The 19,081-nt window shown below is 72.4% G+C and carries 17 protein-coding genes and 1 pseudogene; 14 read left to right on the plus strand and 4 right to left on the minus strand.

Features of this window, described 5'->3' with window-relative positions:
* The first annotated feature begins 56 nt into the window (after positions 1–56).
* The 3 genes from dprA to OG710_RS22610 all read left to right on the plus strand — a co-directional run bounded on the left by dprA (position 57) and on the right by OG710_RS22610 (position 3,003).
* Positions 57–1,211: a DNA-processing protein DprA gene (gene dprA / locus OG710_RS22600; protein ID WP_330240932.1), complete on the plus strand. Its 1,155-nt coding sequence runs from the start codon at positions 57–59 to the stop codon at positions 1,209–1,211.
* 288 nt (positions 1,212–1,499) lie between these two features.
* Complete coding sequence (whiG, locus tag OG710_RS22605) at positions 1,500–2,336, plus strand: RNA polymerase sigma factor WhiG (protein ID WP_111338477.1); 837 nt, start codon at positions 1,500–1,502, stop codon at positions 2,334–2,336.
* 91 nt (positions 2,337–2,427) lie between these two features.
* The gene (locus OG710_RS22610; protein WP_330242319.1) at positions 2,428–3,003 is read left to right on the plus strand and encodes a TetR/AcrR family transcriptional regulator; all 576 of its coding nucleotides are present in this window, start codon (positions 2,428–2,430) and stop codon (positions 3,001–3,003) included.
* Between the two features lie 155 nt (positions 3,004–3,158).
* Here the strand turns inward: OG710_RS22610 and OG710_RS22615 are convergent.
* Positions 3,159–3,830: pseudogene (locus OG710_RS22615) on the minus strand (murein hydrolase activator EnvC family protein); the annotation flags it as partial.
* Between the two features lie 183 nt (positions 3,831–4,013).
* On the opposite strand from OG710_RS22615, the gene rpsB reads away from it, so the two are divergent.
* From rpsB to OG710_RS22660, 9 genes are all read left to right on the plus strand, one after another.
* Positions 4,014–4,916, plus strand: a complete 903-nt coding sequence (rpsB, locus tag OG710_RS22620; RefSeq protein WP_330240933.1) for a 30S ribosomal protein S2 — start codon at positions 4,014–4,016, stop codon at positions 4,914–4,916.
* A 121-nt stretch (positions 4,917–5,037) separates the two neighbouring features.
* Positions 5,038–5,874, plus strand: coding sequence for a translation elongation factor Ts (gene tsf / locus OG710_RS22625; RefSeq protein WP_330240934.1), 837 nt, complete (start codon positions 5,038–5,040; stop codon positions 5,872–5,874).
* Between the two features lie 157 nt (positions 5,875–6,031).
* Positions 6,032–6,808, plus strand: coding sequence for a UMP kinase (pyrH, locus tag OG710_RS22630; RefSeq protein ID WP_111338481.1), 777 nt, complete (start codon positions 6,032–6,034; stop codon positions 6,806–6,808).
* A gap of 157 nt (positions 6,809–6,965) precedes the next feature.
* Positions 6,966–7,523, plus strand: a complete 558-nt coding sequence (frr, locus tag OG710_RS22635; protein WP_111338482.1) for a ribosome recycling factor — start codon at positions 6,966–6,968, stop codon at positions 7,521–7,523.
* Positions 7,523–8,611, plus strand: a complete 1,089-nt coding sequence (locus OG710_RS22640; protein WP_330240935.1) for a phosphatidate cytidylyltransferase — start codon at positions 7,523–7,525, stop codon at positions 8,609–8,611. The genes frr and OG710_RS22640 overlap by 1 nt, the downstream gene beginning before the upstream one ends.
* Before the next feature lie 89 nt (positions 8,612–8,700).
* Positions 8,701–9,807, plus strand: coding sequence for a 23S rRNA (adenine(2503)-C(2))-methyltransferase RlmN (gene rlmN, locus OG710_RS22645; protein WP_111338484.1), 1,107 nt, complete (start codon positions 8,701–8,703; stop codon positions 9,805–9,807).
* 257 nt (positions 9,808–10,064) lie between these two features.
* Complete coding sequence (locus OG710_RS22650) at positions 10,065–11,162, plus strand: thiamine ABC transporter substrate-binding protein (protein WP_330240936.1); 1,098 nt, start codon at positions 10,065–10,067, stop codon at positions 11,160–11,162.
* Positions 11,163–11,248: 86 nt separating this feature from the next.
* Positions 11,249–12,853 (plus strand): ABC transporter permease, encoded by a 1,605-nt coding sequence (locus OG710_RS22655; protein WP_330242320.1) that lies wholly within the window; start codon positions 11,249–11,251, stop codon positions 12,851–12,853.
* Positions 12,854–12,857: 4 nt separating this feature from the next.
* Positions 12,858–13,883, plus strand: a complete 1,026-nt coding sequence (locus tag OG710_RS22660) for an ABC transporter ATP-binding protein (protein WP_330240937.1) — start codon at positions 12,858–12,860, stop codon at positions 13,881–13,883.
* Positions 13,884–13,991: 108 nt separating this feature from the next.
* On the opposite strand, the gene OG710_RS22665 is transcribed toward OG710_RS22660, so the two are convergent.
* Together OG710_RS22665 and OG710_RS22670 are read right to left on the minus strand one after the other, a co-directional pair.
* A complete protein-coding gene (locus tag OG710_RS22665; protein ID WP_330240938.1) occupies positions 13,992–15,173 on the minus strand; it encodes a hypothetical protein in 1,182 nt (393 codons plus the stop codon).
* The gene (locus OG710_RS22670) at positions 15,155–15,892 is read right to left on the minus strand and encodes an ABC transporter ATP-binding protein (RefSeq protein ID WP_111338489.1); all 738 of its coding nucleotides are present in this window, start codon (positions 15,890–15,892) and stop codon (positions 15,155–15,157) included. Before OG710_RS22670 ends, OG710_RS22665 begins: the two co-directional genes overlap by 19 nt.
* 347 nt (positions 15,893–16,239) lie before the next feature.
* Here OG710_RS22670 and OG710_RS22675 point away from each other — a divergent pair, with 347 nt between their 5' ends.
* Positions 16,240–17,679, plus strand: a complete 1,440-nt coding sequence (locus tag OG710_RS22675; RefSeq protein ID WP_239227290.1) for a gamma-aminobutyraldehyde dehydrogenase — start codon at positions 16,240–16,242, stop codon at positions 17,677–17,679.
* A 116-nt stretch (positions 17,680–17,795) separates the two neighbouring features.
* Complete coding sequence (locus OG710_RS22680; RefSeq protein WP_330240939.1) at positions 17,796–18,335, plus strand: hypothetical protein; 540 nt, start codon at positions 17,796–17,798, stop codon at positions 18,333–18,335.
* A 30-nt stretch (positions 18,336–18,365) separates the two neighbouring features.
* Here the strand turns inward: OG710_RS22680 and OG710_RS22685 are convergent, their stop codons facing one another.
* A complete protein-coding gene (locus OG710_RS22685; RefSeq protein WP_330240940.1) occupies positions 18,366–19,061 on the minus strand; it encodes a glycerophosphodiester phosphodiesterase in 696 nt (231 codons plus the stop codon).
* Positions 19,062–19,081: the final 20 nt, after the last annotated feature.

Genomic DNA, 19,081 nt, shown 5'->3' on the forward strand with positions numbered 1-19,081 from the left:
GGGCGCCGGACGGGGGTTCGGGTGCGCACGGTGCGCACGGTTGCGGGGCGGGTCTCGTGGGGGAGGAGGAGCGGCTCGCCCGTGCGGCGCTGAGCCGGGTGCTGGAGCCGGGGGACGAGCGGGGCGGCCGGTGGCTGCGGGAGTGCGGGGCGGTCGGACTGTGGCGGCGGATCAGGGACGCGGCCGGTGAGGCGGAGCGGCTGCGCGGGATGACGGTGCGGCGGCTGGCCGGCTACCGGCTGCGGGCCGCCGGGGCCGACCCGGAGCGGGACCTGGCGCGGGTCGCGGCGATGGGCGGGCGCTTCGTCTGCCCCGGAGACCGGGAATGGCCGACCCAGCTCGACGACCTGGCGGACGCCCGGCCGACCGGGCTGTGGGTGCGCGGCCGTCCCGACCTGCGGCTGTGGGCGCTGCGCTCGGTCGCCGTGGTCGGCGCCCGCGCCTGCACCCCGTACGGGGCGCACATGGCGGCGACGCTGGGCGCGGGGCTCGCGGAGCGGGGCTGGGTGGTGGTGTCGGGCGCCGCGTTCGGAGTGGACGGGGCGGCCCACCGGGGTGCGCTGGCCGCGGGCGGCGCCACGATGGCGGTGCTGGCCTGCGGGGTGGACGTGCCCTATCCGCGCGGGCATGCCGAGCTGATCGGGCGGGTGGCCGGGCAGGGGCTCGTCCTCGGGGAACTGCCGCCCTCCGAGCACCCGACGCGGAGCAGGTTCGTCCTGCGGAACAGGGTGATCGCCGCGCTGACGCGGGGGACGGTCGTCGTGGAGGCCGAGTACCGCAGCGGCTCCCTGGTCACGGCGCGCGTCGCCCAGCGGCTCGGGCGGTTCACCATGGGCGTTCCCGGCCCGGCGACCAGCGGGCTGTCGGCGGGCGTGCACGAACTCCTGCGCGACCAGGCCGTCCTGGTCACGGACGCGGCCGAAGTGGCCGAACTGGTGGGGGACATCGGGGACCTCGCGCCCGCCAGGAGCGGCCCGGTGCTCGCGCGGGACCTGCTGGAAACCGTCGCCGCGCGGGTGCTCGACGCACTGCCGGGCCGGGGCTCCGCCGATGCCAGGGAGGTGGCGCGCGCGGCAGGGACGAGCGCCGATGAAGCCCTCGCCAAGTTGTACGAACTCCACTCACTGGGGTTCGTAGAACGCCAGGGCGAAGGCTGGAGGTTGACGCGGCGGCGGACTTGCCGGGACGACGCGCGGCGAGGCGGTTCTTGACCTGGGGCATTCGGGTGAAAAGGTGATGCCGATGACCTCGGCGGACGCTTCCACGGTGGCTCCGGGGCCGGTGCCTGCGGCGACGGCCCCGTGCGCCCGGTGCGTCCGCACCCCCACGGGCTGTCATGTCCGCAGCCAGGTCGCGCGCCGTGTCCGCGCTCCCGCGAGCACACGGTCCCCATCCTCTATCCTGCGCGCACCGCGACAACTCAGTCACGCTACGCTCACAAGGATTCCGCCCCAGAGACAAGTCCCAGCACTTCACGGCAGAACGGCTCAAGGCACCACATGCCCCAGCACACCTCCGGGTCTGACCGCGCGGCAGTACCACCGGCTGCGCGTGGCACTGTGCGCCCTCCCGCCCCGTCCTCGCTCGACGAGTTGTGGCGTTCGTACAAGACGACGGGCGACGGACGGCTGCGGGAGCAGCTGATCCTGCACTACTCGCCCCTGGTGAAGTACGTCGCCGGACGGGTGAGCGTGGGCCTGCCGTCCAACGTCGAGCAGGCGGACTTCGTCTCGTCCGGGGTGTTCGGGCTGATCGACGCGATCGAGAAGTTCGACATCGAGCGGGCCATCAAGTTCGAGACGTACGCGATCACCCGCATCCGCGGCGCGATGATCGACGAACTCCGGGCGCTCGACTGGATTCCGCGCTCCGTGCGGCAGAAGGCCCGCGCCGTCGAGCGCGCCTACGCCACGCTGGAGGCGCAGCTGCGCCGCACCCCGTCCGAGGCGGAGGTGGCCGCCGAGATGGACGTCACGCTCGACGAACTGCACGCGGTTTTCAGCCAGTTGTCGCTGGCCAACGTGGTGGCCCTGGAGGAGCTGCTCCATGTGGGCGGCGAGGGCGGCGACCGGCTGAGCCTGATGGACACGCTGGAGGACACCGCCGCCGACGACCCGGTGGAGGTGGCGGAGGACCGGGAGCTGAGACGGCTGCTCGCCAGGGCGATCAACACCCTCCCGGAGCGCGAGAAGACCGTCGTCACGCTGTACTACTACGAGGGCCTGACCCTCGCCGAGATCGGCAACGTCCTCGGGGTCACCGAGAGCCGGGTCAGTCAGATCCACACCAAGTCGGTGCTCCAGCTCCGCGCGAAGCTGGCGGACGCCGGCCGCTGAGCGCGCCGGTTCGGCCTGCCGGGCGCTCGCGCACCCGCGGCGGCCGCCGTCGCCGTAAAGTGGAGGCGTGCCCAGGATTCGAGCGGCCTCCGTGGCCGAGCACCGGACCATGCAGCGCGGCGCCCTCCTGGACGCAGCGCGCTCCCTGCTGTCCGAAGGGGGCACCGAAGCGCTGACCTTCCCCGCTCTCGCCGAACGCACGGGCCTCGCCAGATCCTCCGTCTACGAGTACTTCCGCTCCCGCGCCGCCGTCGTCGAGGAGCTGTGCGCCGTCGACTTCCCCGTCTGGGCGGCCGAGGTGGAGAGCGCGATGGAGCGCGCCGGGACGCCGGAGGAGAAGATCGAGGCGTACGTCCGGCGCCAGCTCGACCTCGTCGGCGACCGGCGCCACCGCGCGGTGGTCGCGATCTCCGCCGGCGAGCTGGACGCGGGCGCCCGCGAGAAGATCCGGGCCGCGCACGGCGGGCTGATCGCCATGATCGTCGAGGCCCTCGGGGATCTGGGCCACCAGGAGCCCCGCCTCGCGGCCATGCTGCTCCAGGGCTCCGTGGACGCGGCCGTCCGGCGCATCGAGCTGAGCGTCGCCGAGGAGCCCGGGGTCATCGCCGACACCGTCGTCGCCATGATCCTCGACGGCGTCCGGGGCGCCCCCCGCGCCGGGAGCTGACACCGGCGCCGCCGCCACCGCACGGCGAACCCCACCAGCACCGCGGGCACCGCACCCCCACGCCCACCGGAAACCGCCCCCGGCACCGCCCTCGCGCCCGCCCCCGCTTCCGCACCGCCGACGATCTGCGCAGCGCCCACCGGCACCCCCGCACCCGCCCCCGGCACCGGTACGCCGAACACCGGCAGCAGGCGGGACGGGCCCCGGCGCAGCAGGCCCGGCGGCAGCAGCGACAGCGGGTCCAGGTACGCCCGCCCCCGGCGCAGCCCCCAGTGCAGGCAGCCCGACGCGCAGTGGAACGGCCCCGCCGCCAGCACGGCCACCACCTGCCCCGCCACGACCTCGTCGCCCTCCGCGACCAGCGGCCGCACCGGCTCGTACGTGGTCCGCAGCGGCGGGTCGCCCGTACCGGCCAGCTCCACCGAGAGCACCCCGCGCCCGGCGACCGCGCCCGCGAACGAGACCCGGCCCGCGGCGGCGGCCAGCACCTCGGTGCCCGGCGCGGCGGCCAGGTCCACGCCCCGGTGCCCGGGCCCGTACGGACCGGCCGGCGGCTCCCAGCCCCGTACCACCGAGGGCCGCCCCGCCAGCGGCCAGCCGCGCTCCCCGCCGTCCGCACGGGCGGTCCCGGCCGAGGCGGCGCCCCACACCGCAAGCGCGGCGAGCACGACGACCAGGACCCGCCACCGGCGCGCCGGGCTCCGGGCAGCCGCCCGGTCCGTTGTGATTCCCATGGCACCACCGTCCCCCGGCGCCCCCGATCGCGGGGACCACGGCCCGGATCTGTGGACGACCAGGCGGTTGTGGACAGCGCCGTCACCCGGCACCCGGACGGTCCCGTACACTTCTTCTGGCGATCCGGGTCACCGGGTCGACTTCGCACGCCCCGCCACCACCCGCTCAGCGGTGGTGGCCGCGCCTCTCGGTCCCTCGTGGCACGGCGCACCGGGGCGTCAGGCGCGACAGCAACCCCGCTGCCGCGACAACCGAGCACCTCAAGGAGTACGGCCATGGCCGTCGTCACGATGCGGGAGCTGCTGGAAAGCGGCGTCCACTTCGGTCACCAGACCCGTCGCTGGAACCCGAAGATGAAGCGCTTCATCTTCACCGAGCGCAACGGCATCTACATCATCGACCTGCTCCAGTCGCTGTCGTACATCGACCGCGCCTACGAGTTCGTCAAGGAGACCGTCGCGCACGGCGGCTCCATCATGTTCGTGGGTACGAAGAAGCAGGCCCAGGAGGCCATCGCCGAGCAGGCGACGCGCGTCGGCATGCCGTACGTCAACCAGCGCTGGCTGGGTGGCATGCTCACCAACTTCTCCACCGTCTACAAGCGCCTCCAGCGCCTGAAGGAGCTGGAGCTCATCGACTTCGAGGACGTGGCCGCCTCCGGCCTCACCAAGAAGGAGCTCCTGGTCCTCTCGCGCGAGAAGGCCAAGCTGGAGAAGACCCTCGGTGGTATCCGCGAGATGCAGAAGGTGCCGAGCGCCGTCTGGGTCGTCGACACCAAGAAGGAGCACATCGCCGTCGGTGAGGCGCGCAAGCTCCACATCCCGGTCGTCGCGATCCTCGACACCAACTGCGACCCCGACGAGGTCGACTACAAGATTCCGGGCAACGACGACGCGATCCGCTCCGTCACCCTGCTCACCCGCGTGATCGCCGACGCCGTCGCCGAGGGCCTCATCGCCCGCTCCGGCGCCGCGACCGGCGACTCGAAGCCGGGCGAGAAGGCCGCCGGCGAGCCGCTCGCCGAGTGGGAGCGTGACCTGCTCGAGGGCGACAAGAAGGCCGACGCCGAGGTGCAGTCCTCCGTCGAGACCGAGAAGGACGCCGCCGCCGACGCCAAGCCCGAGGCCATCGCCGCCGAGCAGGCCGAGGCCCCGGCCGCGGACGCCGAGCAGGGCTGACACCCGTCACGGCTGAAGACGGCGGGGGAAGGCGCCCCGTGACCTGTCCCCGGACAGGCCGCGGCGCCGCCCCCGCCGTCCACCCGTAGATCTTTCAGACTTCGAGAAAGAACACAGACTCATGGCGAACTACACCGCCGCTGACGTCAAGAAGCTCCGTGAGCTCACCGGCGCCGGCATGATGGACTGCAAGAAGGCGCTCGACGAGGCCGACGGCAACGTCGACGGCGCCGTCGAGGCGCTGCGCATCAAGGGCCAGAAGGGCGTCGCCAAGCGCGAGGGCCGTTCCGCCGAGAACGGCGCGGTCGTCTCCCTCGTCTCCGACGACAAGACCTCCGGCGTTCTGGTCGAGCTCAAGTGCGAGACCGACTTCGTCGCCAAGGGCGACAAGTTCCAGGCCGTCGCCAACGCCCTGGCCGCGCACGTCGCCGCGTCCTCCCCGGCCGACCTGGAGGCGCTGCTCGCCTCCGAGATCGAGCCCGGCAAGACCGTCCAGGCGTACGTGGACGAGGCCAACGCCAACCTCGGCGAGAAGATCGTCCTGGACCGCTTCGCGCAGTTCCAGGGTGCCTTCGTCTCCGTCTACATGCACCGCACCATGCCCGACCTGCCGCCGCAGATCGGTGTCATGGTCGAGCTGGACAAGGCCGACGCCGACCTGGCCAAGGGCCTCGCCCAGCACATCGCCGCCTTCGCGCCGAAGTACCTCTCCCGCGAGGACGTCCCGGCCGAGGTCGTCGAGGCCGAGCGCCGCGTCGCCGAGGAGACCACCCGCGCCGAGGGCAAGCCCGAGGCCGCCCTCCCGAAGATCGTCGAGGGTCGGGTCAACGGCTTCTTCAAGGAGGCCACCCTCCTGGGCCAGCCGTACGCGCTGGACAACAAGAAGTCGGTCCAGAAGGTCCTGGACGAGGCCGGTGTCACCCTGAAGCGCTTCACGCGCATCAAGGTCGGCATCTGAGTCCGTCCGCGAAAAACGGCGGACCCGGTAGGGTCTGGTGCAGTCGACGGCCGCACACCGCCGTACGACCGCAGATCTGACGAGGAGGCCATTGCCGCTGAGGGACACCAGACCCACCGGCAATGGCCTTCTTCGTATGTGCACGAGGAGAATCCCCATGAACAAGGGCGCGGACGCCGCCAAAGACGACGACAAGCGCGAGGACGGCAAGGTGCCCGGACGCTTCATGCTGAAGCTGTCCGGCGAGGCGTTCGCCGGAGGCGGGGGACTCGGTGTCGACCCCGACGTCGTGCACGCCATCGCCCGGGAGATCGCGGCGGTCGTCCGGGACGGCGCGCAGATCGCGATCGTCATCGGCGGCGGCAACTTCTTCCGCGGCGCCGAGCTCCAGCAGCGGGGCATGGACCGGGCGCGCTCCGACTACATGGGCATGCTCGGCACCGTGATGAACTGCCTCGCCCTCCAGGACTTCCTGGAGAAGGAGGGCATCGACTCCCGCGTCCAGACCGCCATCACCATGGGCCAGGTCGCGGAGCCGTACATCCCGCTGCGCGCCGTACGGCACCTGGAGAAGGGCCGCGTCGTCATCTTCGGCGCGGGCATGGGCATGCCCTACTTCTCCACCGACACCACCGCCGCCCAGCGTGCCCTGGAGATCGACGCCGAGGCGCTGCTCATGGGCAAGAACGGCGTGGACGGGGTCTACGACTCCGACCCGAAGACCAACCCCGCCGCGGTGAAGTTCGACGCGCTGGAGTACAGCGAGGTGCTCGCCCGCGACCTCAAGGTCGCCGACGCCACCGCCATCACGCTCTGCCGTGACAACGAGCTGCCGATCCTCGTCTTCGAGCTCACCGCCACCGGCAATATCGCCCGCGCCGTCAAGGGTGAGAAGATCGGGACGCTCGTGAGCGACCAGGACACCCGCGCCTGACGAGGGGCGCTTCCACCGGTGAGGCCCGGTGGAGCCGGGGCACCGGACCGCCCCGGAAACTGGACAACGGCCTGCCGGTCGGACACCGTGCAGGTGAGGACGCGACGCAGGACCCGCCGGGCCCGCCGGGCCCGTTCACAACACGCAGGAGCACGTGGTGATCGAAGAAACCCTCCTCGAGGCCGAGGAGAAGATGGAGAAGGCCGTCGTCGTCGCGAAAGAGGACTTCGCCGCGATCCGCACCGGCCGTGCGCACCCGGCGATGTTCAACAAGATCGTCGCCGACTACTACGGCGCGCCGACCCCGATCAACCAGCTGGCCTCGTTCTCGGTGCCCGAGCCCCGTATGGCCGTCGTGACGCCGTTCGACAAGAGCGCGCTGCGCAACATCGAGCAGGCCATCCGCGACTCGGACCTCGGGGTCAACCCGAGCAACGACGGCAACATCATCCGGGTCAACTTTCCCGAGCTGACCGAGGAGCGCCGCCGCGACTTCATCAAGGTCGCGAAGACCAAGGCCGAGGACTCCAAGATCTCGATCCGCGCCGTCCGCCGCAAGGCCAAGGAAGCGCTCGACAAGCTGGTCAAGGACAAGGAGTCCGGCGAGGACGAGGTGCGCCGCGCCGAGAAGGAGCTCGACGACACCACCGCGAAGTACGTCGCGCAGGTGGACGAGCTGCTGAAGCACAAGGAAGCCGAGCTGCTCGAAGTCTGATGAACGACTCTTCCCGGAGCGCTCCGCAGGGCGCCGGCCACCGGGTCGCGCCCCAGATGCAGGGAGCTGCGGCGGGTCCTGCCTACGATGTGGGGGACGCCCAGCAGACTCGGCCCATGCCCATCGTGCCGGACGTTCCCGACGCAGGTAGAGACGCAGAAGACCGTGATCATCGGAACCAGGGGGCCGGACGCCTGAGCGGCGGCCCCCTGTTCCGCGACCAGAAGCCGCAGGAGCCCATGCCCACCGCGCCGCCGCCGCCCCCGCAGAAGAAGCGCGCGGGCCGTGATCTGGGAGCCGCCATAGGGGTCGGCCTGGGACTCGGCGCGCTGGTCGTCGTCTCGCTCTTCGTCGTCAAGGCGGTCTTCGTCGGCGTCATCGTGCTCGCCGTCGTCGTCGGGCTGTGGGAGCTGACCTCCCGGCTCCAGGAGTGCAAGGGGATCAAGGCGCCCCTGATCCCGCTCGCGCTCGGCGGCGCCGCGATGGTCGTCGCCGGATACGCGCGCGGCGCCGAGGGCGCCTGGGTCGCCATGGCCCTGACCGCCCTCGCGGTGCTCGTGTGGCGGATGGCCCAGCCGCCCGAGGACTACCTCCGGGACGTCACGGCCGGCATCTTCGCCGCGTTCTACGTGCCCTTCCTGGCCACGTTCGTCGCGCTGCTCCTGACCGCCGACGACGGGCCGCAGCGGGTGCTGACCTTCCTGCTGCTGACCGTGGTCAGCGACACGGGGGCGTACGCGGTCGGCTGGCGGTTCGGCAAGCACAAGCTGGCGCCCCGCATCAGCCCCGGCAAGACCCGCGAGGGCCTGTTCGGCGCGGTGGCCTTCGCCATGGTCGCCGGCGCGCTGTGCATGCAGTTCCTGGTCGACGACGGCTCCTGGTGGCAGGGGCTGCTCCTGGGCCTCGCGGTGGCGGCCAGCGCCACCCTGGGCGACCTGGGCGAGTCCATGATCAAGCGGGACCTCGGCATCAAGGACATGGGCACCCTGCTGCCCGGCCACGGCGGGATCATGGACCGGCTGGACTCGCTGCTGCCGACCGCCCCGGTGGTCTGGCTGCTGATGGTCCTCTTCGTCGGCTCCGGCTGACCTCCTCCGGCCTGCGGTTTTCCGCATGAGGGCCCGTCGTCCACAGGGCGGCGGGCCTTCGCCGTTCCGTCTGCGACACTGGAAGAACCATGCCTAAGCCCGGAGAACTCACTTTCGTCGCGCCCCGCGGAGCCAAGAAGCCGCCGCGGCACCTCGCCGACCTCACGCCCGCCGAGCGCAGGGAGGCCGTCGCCGCGATCGGCGAGAAGCCGTTCCGCGCCCAGCAGCTCTCGCAGCACTACTTCGCGCGGTACGCGCACGACCCGGCCGAGTGGACCAACATCCCGGCCGGGTCGCGGGACAAGCTCGCCGAGGCGATGTTCCCCGACCTGATGTCCGTCGTCCGGCACATCAGCTGCGACGACGACACCACCCGCAAGACCCTGTGGAAGCTGCACGACGGGACGCTGGTCGAGTCCGTCCTGATGCGCTACCCGGAGCGGGTCACCATGTGCATCTCCTCGCAGGCCGGCTGCGGGATGAACTGCCCGTTCTGCGCGACCGGGCAGGCCGGGCTCGACCGCAACCTGTCCACCGCCGAGATCGTCCACCAGATCGTGGACGGCATGCGGGCCCTGCGCGACGGCGAGGTCCCCGGCGGGCCCGCCCGGCTCTCCAACATCGTGTTCATGGGCATGGGCGAGCCGCTGGCCAACTACAACCGCGTCGTCGGCGCGATCCGCCGGCTGACCGACCCCGAGCCGGACGGCCTGGGCCTCTCGCAGCGTGGGATCACCGTCTCCACCGTCGGACTGGTCCCCGCGATGCTGCGGTTCGCCGACGAGGGCTTCAAGTGCCGCCTCGCCGTCTCGCTGCACGCCCCCGACGACGAGCTGCGCGACACCCTCGTACCGGTCAACACCCGGTGGAAGGTGCGCGAGGTGCTGGACGCCGCCTGGGAGTACGCGGAGAAGTCCGGCCGCCGCATCTCCATCGAGTACGCGCTGATCCGCGACATCAACGACCAGGCGTGGCGCGGTGACCTGCTGGGCCGGCTCCTCAAGGGCAAGCGGGTCCACGTCAACCTCATCCCGCTGAACCCCACCCCCGGCTCCAAGTGGACCGCGTCCCGCCCCGAGGACGAGCGGGCGTTCGTCGACGCCATCGCGCGCCACGGCGTGCCCGTCACCGTCCGGGACACCAGGGGCCAGGAGATCGACGGCGCCTGCGGCCAGCTGGCGGCCTCCGAGCGCTGACGCCCGGAGCCGGTCGGCCGAAAACGGCCGTGTAGCCTGGGGCCGGAATCAACTGCATATTCCGACAGGGGAGCGCCACAGCGCTGAGAGTGCGGCACCGAGGACAGGTCGGCCGCAGACCCTCTGAACCTCGCCCGGGTCATTCCGGGTAGGAAGTTCGGACCATACTCAAGCTGTTGCGCCCTGCCCGCTTCCGGTTCCGGCCGGTCGCGGGCGGGGCCGCGTCTCTTCCTGGTCAACTCCAGGAGGAATGATCCATGAGCACCACCCGGAAGGCCGCCGCCGCGGCCGTCGCCGCCGCGCTCGGTGTCACCGCGCTGGCCGGCTGCGGCAGCTCCGACGACACGTCCGCCGATTCGACCAAGGGCTCCGGCTCCAAGACCGTCACCCTGGTCAGCCACGACTCCTTCAACGCCTCCAAGGACGTCCTGAAGGAGTTCACGCGCGAGACCGGCTACACCGTCAAGGTCCTCAAGAGCGGTGACGCCGGCGCCGCCCTGAACCAGGAGATCCTGACCAAGGGCTCCCCGCGCGGCGACGTGTTCTTCGGCGTCGACAACACCCTGCTCTCGCGGGCCCTCGACAACGACCTGTTCACGCCGTACGAGGCCAAGGGCCTGGACCGGATTCCGGCCGGCATCCAGCTGGACGCGGGCAAGCACCGGGTCACCCCGGTCGACACCGGCGACATCTGCGTCAACTACGACAAGAAGTACTTCGCCGACAAGAAGCTCGCCCCGCCGAAGACCTTCGCCGACCTGGCGAAGCCGGCGTACAAGGACCTGCTCGTCACCGAGAACGCCGCGACCTCCTCGCCCGGCCTCGGCTTCCTCCTCGGCACCGTCGCCGCCTTCGGCGAGGACGGCTACCAGGACTACTGGAAGAAGCTCAAGGCCAACGGCGTCAAGGTCGTGGACGGCTGGGAGCAGGCGTACAACGAGGAGTTCTCCGGTTCGGCGGGCGGCAAGAAGGCCAAGGCCGACCGGCCGCTCGTCGTCAGCTACGCCTCCAGCCCGCCCGTCGAGGTGCTGTACGCCGACCCGCGGCCCGAGACCGCGCCGACCGGCGTCGCCACCGGCACCTGCTTCCGCCAGATCGAGTTCGCCGGTCTGCTGGACGGCGCGAAGAACGAGGCCGGCGGCAAGGCCCTGCTGGACTTCCTGATCGGCAAGAAGTTCCAGGAGGACATGCCGCTCACCATGTTCGTCAGCCCGGTCGCCGACGACGCGAAGGTCCCCGAGCTGTTCACGAAGTTCGGCGCCACGGCGGACGACCCGGCGACCGTCGCCCCGGAGACCATCGCGAAGAACCGTGAGCAGTGGGTCCAGGCATGGTCCTCGCTCGTCGTGAAGTAGCGAAGAACCCCGTACGCGGACCGGGCGCGCGCGGGAGGTCCGCGCGCGCCCGGTCCCGGCGCGGGAGCGCGGTGCGGCTCGGCCTGATGGCCGTGCCCGTCGCGTTCTTCGCCGTGTTCTTCGCCTACCCGGTCGCCGCGATCGTCGGCCGGGGGCTCAAGGCGGACGGCGTCTGGCAGTTCGGCCGGTTCGGCGAGGTGCTGGCCCGGCCGGAGATCCGCGACGTCCTCTGGTTCACCCTCTGGCAGGCCCTCGCCTCCACCGCGCTCACCCTGCTCGTCGCGCTGCCCGGCGCCTATGTCTTCGCCCGGTTCGACTTCCCCGGCAAGCAGGTGCTGCGTGCCGTCGTCACGGTGCCGTTCGTGCTGCCGACCGTCGTCGTGGGCACCGCCTTCCTGGCGCTGCTCGGACGCGGCGGGCTGCTCGACGAGCTGGGGGGCGTACGCCTGGACACCACCGTGTGGGCGATCCTGCTGGCCCACGTCTTCTTCAACTACGCGGTCGTGATCCGCACCGTCGGCGGACTCTGGGCGCAGCTCGACCCGCGCCAGGAGGAGGCCGCCCGGGTGCTGGGCGCGGGCCGGTTCACCGCCTGGCGGCGCGTCACGCTGCCCGCCCTCGCCCCCGCCGTGGCCGCCGCCGCGCTGATGGTCTTCCTCTTCACCTTCACCTCCTTCGGGGTCGTGCAGATCCTCGGCGGGCCCGGCTTCTCCACGCTGGAGGTGGAGATCTACCGGCAGACCGCACAGCTGCTCGCCCTGCCCACGGCCGCCGTGCTCACGCTCACCCAGTTCGCCGCGGTCGGCGCGATCCTCGCCCTGCACGCCTGGACCGTGCGCCGCAGGGAGCGTGCGCTGAAGCTGGTGGACCCGGCGCACACGGCGCGCCGACCGCGCGGCGCGGGGCAGTGGACGTTGCTGGCCGGGGTGCTGCTCAGCGTGGCGCTGCTGATCCTGCTGCCGCTCGCCGTGCTGGTGCAGCGCTCGTTCGGAGGCACCGGCCTCGCCTACTACCGCGCGCTCACCTCGGCGGAGGCCAACAGCGGTACGTTCCTGGTCGCGCCCATCGAGGCCATCGGGAACTCGCTGCGCTACGCCCTGGTCGCGACCCTGATCGCCCTCGTCGTCGGGGGCCTCGCCGCCGCCGCGCTCACCCGCCGGGCCGGCCGGCTCGTCCGGGGCTTCGACGCGCTGCTGATGCTGCCGCTCGGGGTCTCCGCCGTGACGGTCGGCTTCGGCTTCCTGATCACCCTGGACAAGCCGCCGCTGGACCTGCGGACCTCCTGGATTCTGGTGCCGCTCGCCCAGGCCCTGGTCGGCGTGCCGTTCGTGGTACGGACCATGCTGCCGGTCCTGAGAGCGGTGGACGCCCGGCTGCGCGAGGCGGCGGCGGTGCTCGGCGCCTCGCCGCTGCGGGCCTGGCGCGAGGTGGACTTCCCGCTGGTACGGCGGGCGCTGCTGGTCGCCGCCGGGTTCGCGTTCGCCGTGTCGCTGGGGGAGTTCGGCGCGACCGTGTTCATCGCCCGGCCCGACAACCCGACGCTGCCGGTGGCCGTGGCCCGGCTCCTCGGCCGTTCCGGCGAGCTGAACTACGGCCAGGCGATGGCCCTCAGTACCGTCCTGATGCTCGTGTGCGCGGTGTCGCTGCTGCTCCTCGAGCGCATCCGCACCGACCGATCCGGGGAGTTCTGACACGATGCTGACGCTCGAATCGGCCACCGTCCGCTTCGGCGACCGGGCCGCGCTCGACGGCGTGGACCTGGAGGTCGCCGACCACGAGACCGTGTGCGTGCTCGGCCCCAGCGGCAGCGGCAAGTCCACCCTGCTGCGCCTGGTCGCCGGCCTCCAGGAGGCGGACGGCGGCCGGGTGCTGCTCGACGGCGCCGACCAGTCCGGCGTCCCGGTGCACCGCCGCGGCCTGGGCCTGATGTTCCAGGACCACCAGCTCTTCCCGCACCGGGACGTCGGCGCCAACGTCGCCTTCGGGCTGCGGATGCACGGGGTGGGCCGGGCCGAACAGGAGCGCCGGGTCGCCGAACTCCTGGACCTCGTGGGCCTCCCCGGCGCCGCCCGCCGGGCCGTCGGCGCGCTCTCCGGCGGCGAGCAGCAGCGCGTCGCCCTCGCCCGCGCGCTCGCCCCCCGGCCCCGGCTGCTGATGCTCGACGAGCCCCTGGGCCAGCTCGACCGCAGCCTGCGCGAACGGCTCGTCGTCGAACTGCGCGACCTCTTCGGCCGGCTCGGCACCACCGTGCTCGCCGTCACCCACGACCAGGGCGAGGCGTTCGCGCTGGCCGACCGGGTCGTCGTGATGCGGGACGGCCGGGTCGCCCAGGCGGGCACCCCGCTGGAGGTGTGGCAGCACCCCGCGTCCGCCTTCGTGGCGCGGTTCCTGGGCTTCGACAACGTGATCGGCGCGACCGTCGAGGGGGAGTCGGCGGACACGGAGTGGGGCGAGGTGCCGGTGCCCGCCGGATCACCGCAGGGCGCGTGCGATCTGCTGGTGCGGCCGGCCGGGGTCCGGATCGGCGGGCCGGAGAAGGGGCTGCGCTGCGTCGTGGAGGCGCGCACCTTCCGGGGCAGCCATGTGGCGGTGGCCCTGCGTCCGGAGCGCGGTCCGCTGCTGGACGCGGAGTGCTCGCTGCGCGGGACGCCTCGGGTGGGGGAGCGGGTCGGGGTCACCTTCGAGGCGTCGGAGAGCGTGGTCCTGCCGGTTTCGGGCTGACGGGCGCCGTGGCCCGGTGCCCGGTGGGTCCGCGCCGCCGGGGCCCGGAAGGACGCCGGACCGGCCGGGCGGGGGCCCGACCGGTCCGGGGAGCGCGCACAGCGGGGTTCAGGGGGTCAGCGGCAGCGCGGCCAGCTCCGCGATCGCCCAGGTGAGCGGTGCGAAGACGACCAGCAGCGCCAGCGCGCGCAGCGCGGTCGCCGCGCGCAGTGCCGAGGCCGGTGCCCCGAGCCGCAGCAGCGCCCTGGCCGTCTCGGCGCGGGCCTGCCGGGCCTCCAGGGCCGAGGTCAGCAGGGTCGCCGTGGTGCAGCCGATGACGAGGACGGCCCCGAGCGCGGTGAGCGGGCCGAACGGGCGCGGCCCGGTCCCGTACAGCGCGAACGCGGCGATCACCGCGGAGAGGACCGCGCAGACGATGCCGAGCGGGCGGCCGATGCGCCGCGCCTCGTCCATCAGGACCCGGCCGGCCAGCAGCCGTACCGCGCCGGGGCGCGCCGCCTGGAGCAGCCGGCCGCACAGATGGGTGAGGCCGGGGCCCGCCATGGCCAGGCCGATCGCCGTGAGCGTCCAGCCGGCGAGCACCTGGGCCGGGGTGGCGTCGAGCTTGCCGGGCAGCGGGAAGGGACTGCCCCCGGTGCCCCGGCTCGCGTATGCCTCGACGGCGAGCCCGGCGGCCGTGAGGGCCACGCCCCAGGGGAGCCCGGACGGCGGGGCGGCGGGGGCGGCGGCTTCGGCGCCGGGCACCGGCTCACCGGCGTCGTCCGTCTCGCGCGCCGCCCGTACGGGCCGGTTGCGCAGGGCCAGCGCGCTGGCCGTCGCGGCGGCCACCGGCACCAGGGCCAGCAGCAGGAGCACGGCGGCGGCCGGAAGCCGGGCGTCCGCGCCGAGCAGCTCGGCGGCGGCACCGTCGAACGGCAGCCCGGACAGGTCGCCGCGCAGATGGAGGAAGAACAGCAGCGCCACCACGGAGCCGAGGGTGCACGAGACGGCGGTGGAGACGGCGGCGAGCACGCTCAGCCGCACCGGGCCCAGGCCCACGGCGGACAGCCCGGTACGCGGCCGGGTGCTCGGGTCCGTACGGGCCACCGCGACGGCGAACTGCACGGTGGCGGCCAGCGGGACGAAGCACCAGAGCAGCCGGAGCACCGAGCCGGCCGAGCGCGGATGCCCGGCGGCGTACCCGAGGGCGCACAGGAGGAGGAAGCCGACCCCGGCGGAGGCGGCCGCGACCAGCAGCCGCCGCATCAGGACCAGTGGATGGGAACCGCGGGCTAGACGGAGAGCGAGCACGCCGCGCGCCCCTCCGGGTCGGATTCGGCGGGGAGCGCGACCGTGGAGACGCGGCGCCCGTCGAGCATCGGCACCACACGGTCGGCGAGTGCGGCGATCTCCGCGTCGTGCGTGGCGAGGACGACCGTGATGCCGTGCGAGCGGGCGGCGCTGGTCAGGGTCCGCAGGACGTGGGAGCGGTCGGTGCGGTGCAGCGTCGCGGTGGGCTCGTCGGCGAAGATCACGGAGGGGCCGGCGGCCAGCGCGCGGGCCACGGAGATCCGCTGCCGCTGGCTCTGCTGGAGGGTGTGCGGGCGCTTCTTGGCGCACATGCCGATGTCCAGGCGCTCCAGCCACTCCATGGCGGTCTGCCTGGCCTCGCGGTGCGAGGCGCCGCGCAGCAGCAGGGGGAGCGCGGTGTTCTCCCAGGTGTTCAGCTCCGGGACGAGCTGGGGTTCGGGGGCGATCCAGCCGAACTTGTCGCGGCGCAGCCGCTCGCGCAGCCGCGGGCCCATGGTGTGCACGGGGACGCTGTTGAACCAGACCTCGCCCCGCTCGGGCACCAGCTGGCCGGAGAGGCAGTGCAGCAGCGTCGTCTTGCCGCTGCCGCGCGGGCCGGTCACCGCGAGGATCTCGCCTTCGGGGATGCCCAGGGAGACCCCGGCGAGCGCGGGGGAGCCGTTGTGGGAGTGCTGCAGGGAACGCGCCCAGATCACATCGTTGTCCGGCGGGGCCACCATGGCGTACACCTCGGTTCAGATCAGATTCCCGTCCCCCGTACGGGGGAACGAAGAGGGGGCCGATCGGTCACTCGGCACCGTAGGGATTCGGATCGCGGTGAGCGGACAGCACGCGGCCCCGGTCCGCCCCTCCCACTCGATCGGCCGCATCCGAACTGCGCCGGTCGTATGAGCTGACTGGTGGGGTCACGCGACGGAACGGTCAAGAGCAGGTCAAGGCGGAATCGGTCGTTCAACCGCTCGAACGATCGCTCCGCTGTTCATATGTGACCTCGCCCCTCGCGGAACGCGGGCTCCCGACTACGCTGGTCGTCTCACCCATTGGACTCACATCAGGAGGGGTGGCCGTGACCGCCGAGGTACGCCGTCTGCGCAACTACATCAACGGGGAGTTCCGGGACGCCGCCGACGGGCGGACGATCGACGTCGTCAACCCGGTGACCGAGGAGGTCTACGCGACCTCGCCGCTCTCCGGCCCCGCCGACGTCGACGCCGCGATGGCCGCCGCCGCGGCCGCGTTCCCCGCCTGGCGCGACACCACACCGGCCGAGCGCCAGCGCGCCCTGCTCAAGATCGCCGACGCCTTCGAGGAGCGGGCCGAGGACCTCATCGCCGCCGAGTCCGAGAACACCGGCAAGCCGATCGCGCTGACCCGCACCGAAGAGATCCCGCCGATGGTGGACCAGATCCGCTTCTTCGCGGGCGCCGCCCGGCTCCTGGAGGGGCGTTCGGCCGGTGAGTACATGGAGGGGCTGACCTCCATCGTGCGCCGTGAGCCGGTCGGCGTCTGCGCGCAGGTCGCGCCGTGGAACTACCCGATGATGATGGCCGTCTGGAAGTTCGCCCCGGCGCTCGCCGCGGGCAACACCGTCGTCATCAAGCCGTCCGACACCACTCCGGCGTCCACCGTGCTGATCGCCGAGATCATCGGGCAGATCCTGCCCAAGGGCGTCTTCAACGTCATCTGCGGCGACCGCGACACCGGCCGCGCGATGGTCGAGCACCGCACCCCGGCGATGGCCTCCATCACCGGCTCGGTACGGGCCGGCATGCAGGTCGCCGAATCGGCCGCCAAGGACGTCAAGCGGGTCCACCTGGAGCTGGGCGGCAAGGCGCCCGTCGTCGTCTTCGAGGACACCGACCTCGCCAAGGCCGTCGAGGACATCGCGCTCGCCGGCTACTTCAACGCCGGCCAGGACTGCACCGCGGCCACCCGCGTCCTGGTCCACGAGTCGATCCACGACGAGTTCGTCGCCGCCCTCGCCAAGGCCGCCGCCGAGACCCGGACCGGCAGCCCGGACGACGAGGACGTGCTCTACGGCCCGCTCAACAACGCCAACCAGCTGGCCCAGGTCAGCGGCTTCATCGAGCGCCTTCCCGCCCACGCGCGGGTCGAGGCCGGCGGCCACCGGGTCGGCGACAAGGGCTACTTCTACGCCCCGACCGTCGTCTCCGGGCTCAAGCAGGACGACGAGATCATCCAGCACGAGGTCTTCGGACCCGTCATCACCGTCCAGTCGTTCCGCGACGAGGCCCAGGCCGTGGAGTGGGCCAACGGCGTCGAGTACGCCCTCGCCTCCTCGGTGTGGACCAAGGACCACGCCCGCGCCATGCGGATGTCGAAGAACCTCGACTTCGGCTGCGTCTGGATCAACACCCACATCCCGCTGGTCGCCGAGATGCCGCACGGCGGTTTCAAGAAGTCCGGTTACGGCAAGGACCTGTCGGCCTACGGCTTCGAGGACTACACGCGCATCAAGCACGTCATGACGTCCATCGAGGGCTGAGCACCACCCGCCCCAACGGCCCTGTGCGAACCGGCCTGTTCGCACAGGGCCGCGGCGTGTCCGCACCCGGCGGGGGCGCCGTGAAGGGGCGGCGAACACGGGCGTACGCTGCGGACATGAGCGAGCGAATCGCCTTGCGACGGCGTATACGCGTGTGGTTGGTCGTCTTCATCGTCTGTCTGGTTCTGAGCGGGCTGACCGCCTTCCCGCTCGTCCACGAACTGCGGTGGACCGAGGATCTCCTCACCTCCTCGGCCTCTCCCGTCCCCGAGCACTTCCCCGGCCTGCTGGAGTGGATCACCCGCGTCCGCACCGGCCTCGACGAGGCCGACGCCCGGTATCCCTTCGTGCTGTACGGCACCGACTGGCTGGCCTTCGCCCACCTGGTCATCGCGGTCGCCTTCTACGGGCCCTTCCGCGACCCCGTCCGCAACATCTGGGTGATCGAGTTCGGCATGATCGCCTGCGCCGGGATCATCCCGCTCGCGCTGATCTGCGGCCCGATCCGCGACATCCCCTTCTGGTGGACCGTCATCGACATGTCGTTCGGCGTCTTCGGCGTGATCCCGCTGCTGATCGTGCACCGCAAGATCAAGCGCCTCGAAGCCCTGGAAACCGCCGGCCGGGAGCCGGCGCCGGAGCCCGCGGCCGCCTGACCGGCCGTCAACCCGTCATGGAGGCCGGGGTCACCGGCCTCCACGACGGTCGATCAAGGTGCGGAGCACATCGATCCGGTTGGTGGTGACGGAGTCCACACCGTGCCGGATCAGCCGGCGCATCGTCCGGCCGGTGTCCGCGGTCCAGGCCGCCACCAGCAGCCCGTCCCGGTGATTGCGGTCCGTCAGCTCCCGGCTGACCAGCCCGAACCGGTAGTTCAGCCAGCGCGGCCGGACCGCGTCGAGCAGCGTCGCACGCGGCGGCGCGAGCGTCGTCCACGTCATCGCGATCTCGGCCGACGGGTCGGCCTCCCGCACCCGCAGCATCGCCTCGGGACCGGCGCAGTAGTAGACCCGCTCACCCGCCCCGCACTCCCGCACCACGCCCACCGTCCGCCGCACCGAATCCCGCGTCGCGCCCGGCAGATCGACCATCACGCGATGCGACCCGGCGGCGAGCAGGGCCTCCCGCAGCGTCGGCACCCCGCCGCCCGTCAGCTCGGTCAGCTCCCGGTGGCCGATCCGGTCGAGGCGCACGTCCCGGTCCCACAGCCGCTCCAGCGTGGCGTCGTGCAGCAGCACCGGCACCCCGTCACGGGTGACCCGGACGTCGATCTCCACCGCGTCCGCCCCCCGTTCGAGCGCCGAGCGGATCGAGGGCAGGGTGTTCTCACGGGCACGGTACGGATCGCCGCGATGGGCGACGGCGGTGACAGACGTGGGCATGGGCCCATTGTCCCCGGCCA

This window comes from Streptomyces sp. NBC_00525, from assembly GCF_036346595.1.
In the GTDB taxonomy this organism is placed as follows: domain Bacteria; phylum Actinomycetota; class Actinomycetes; order Streptomycetales; family Streptomycetaceae; genus Streptomyces.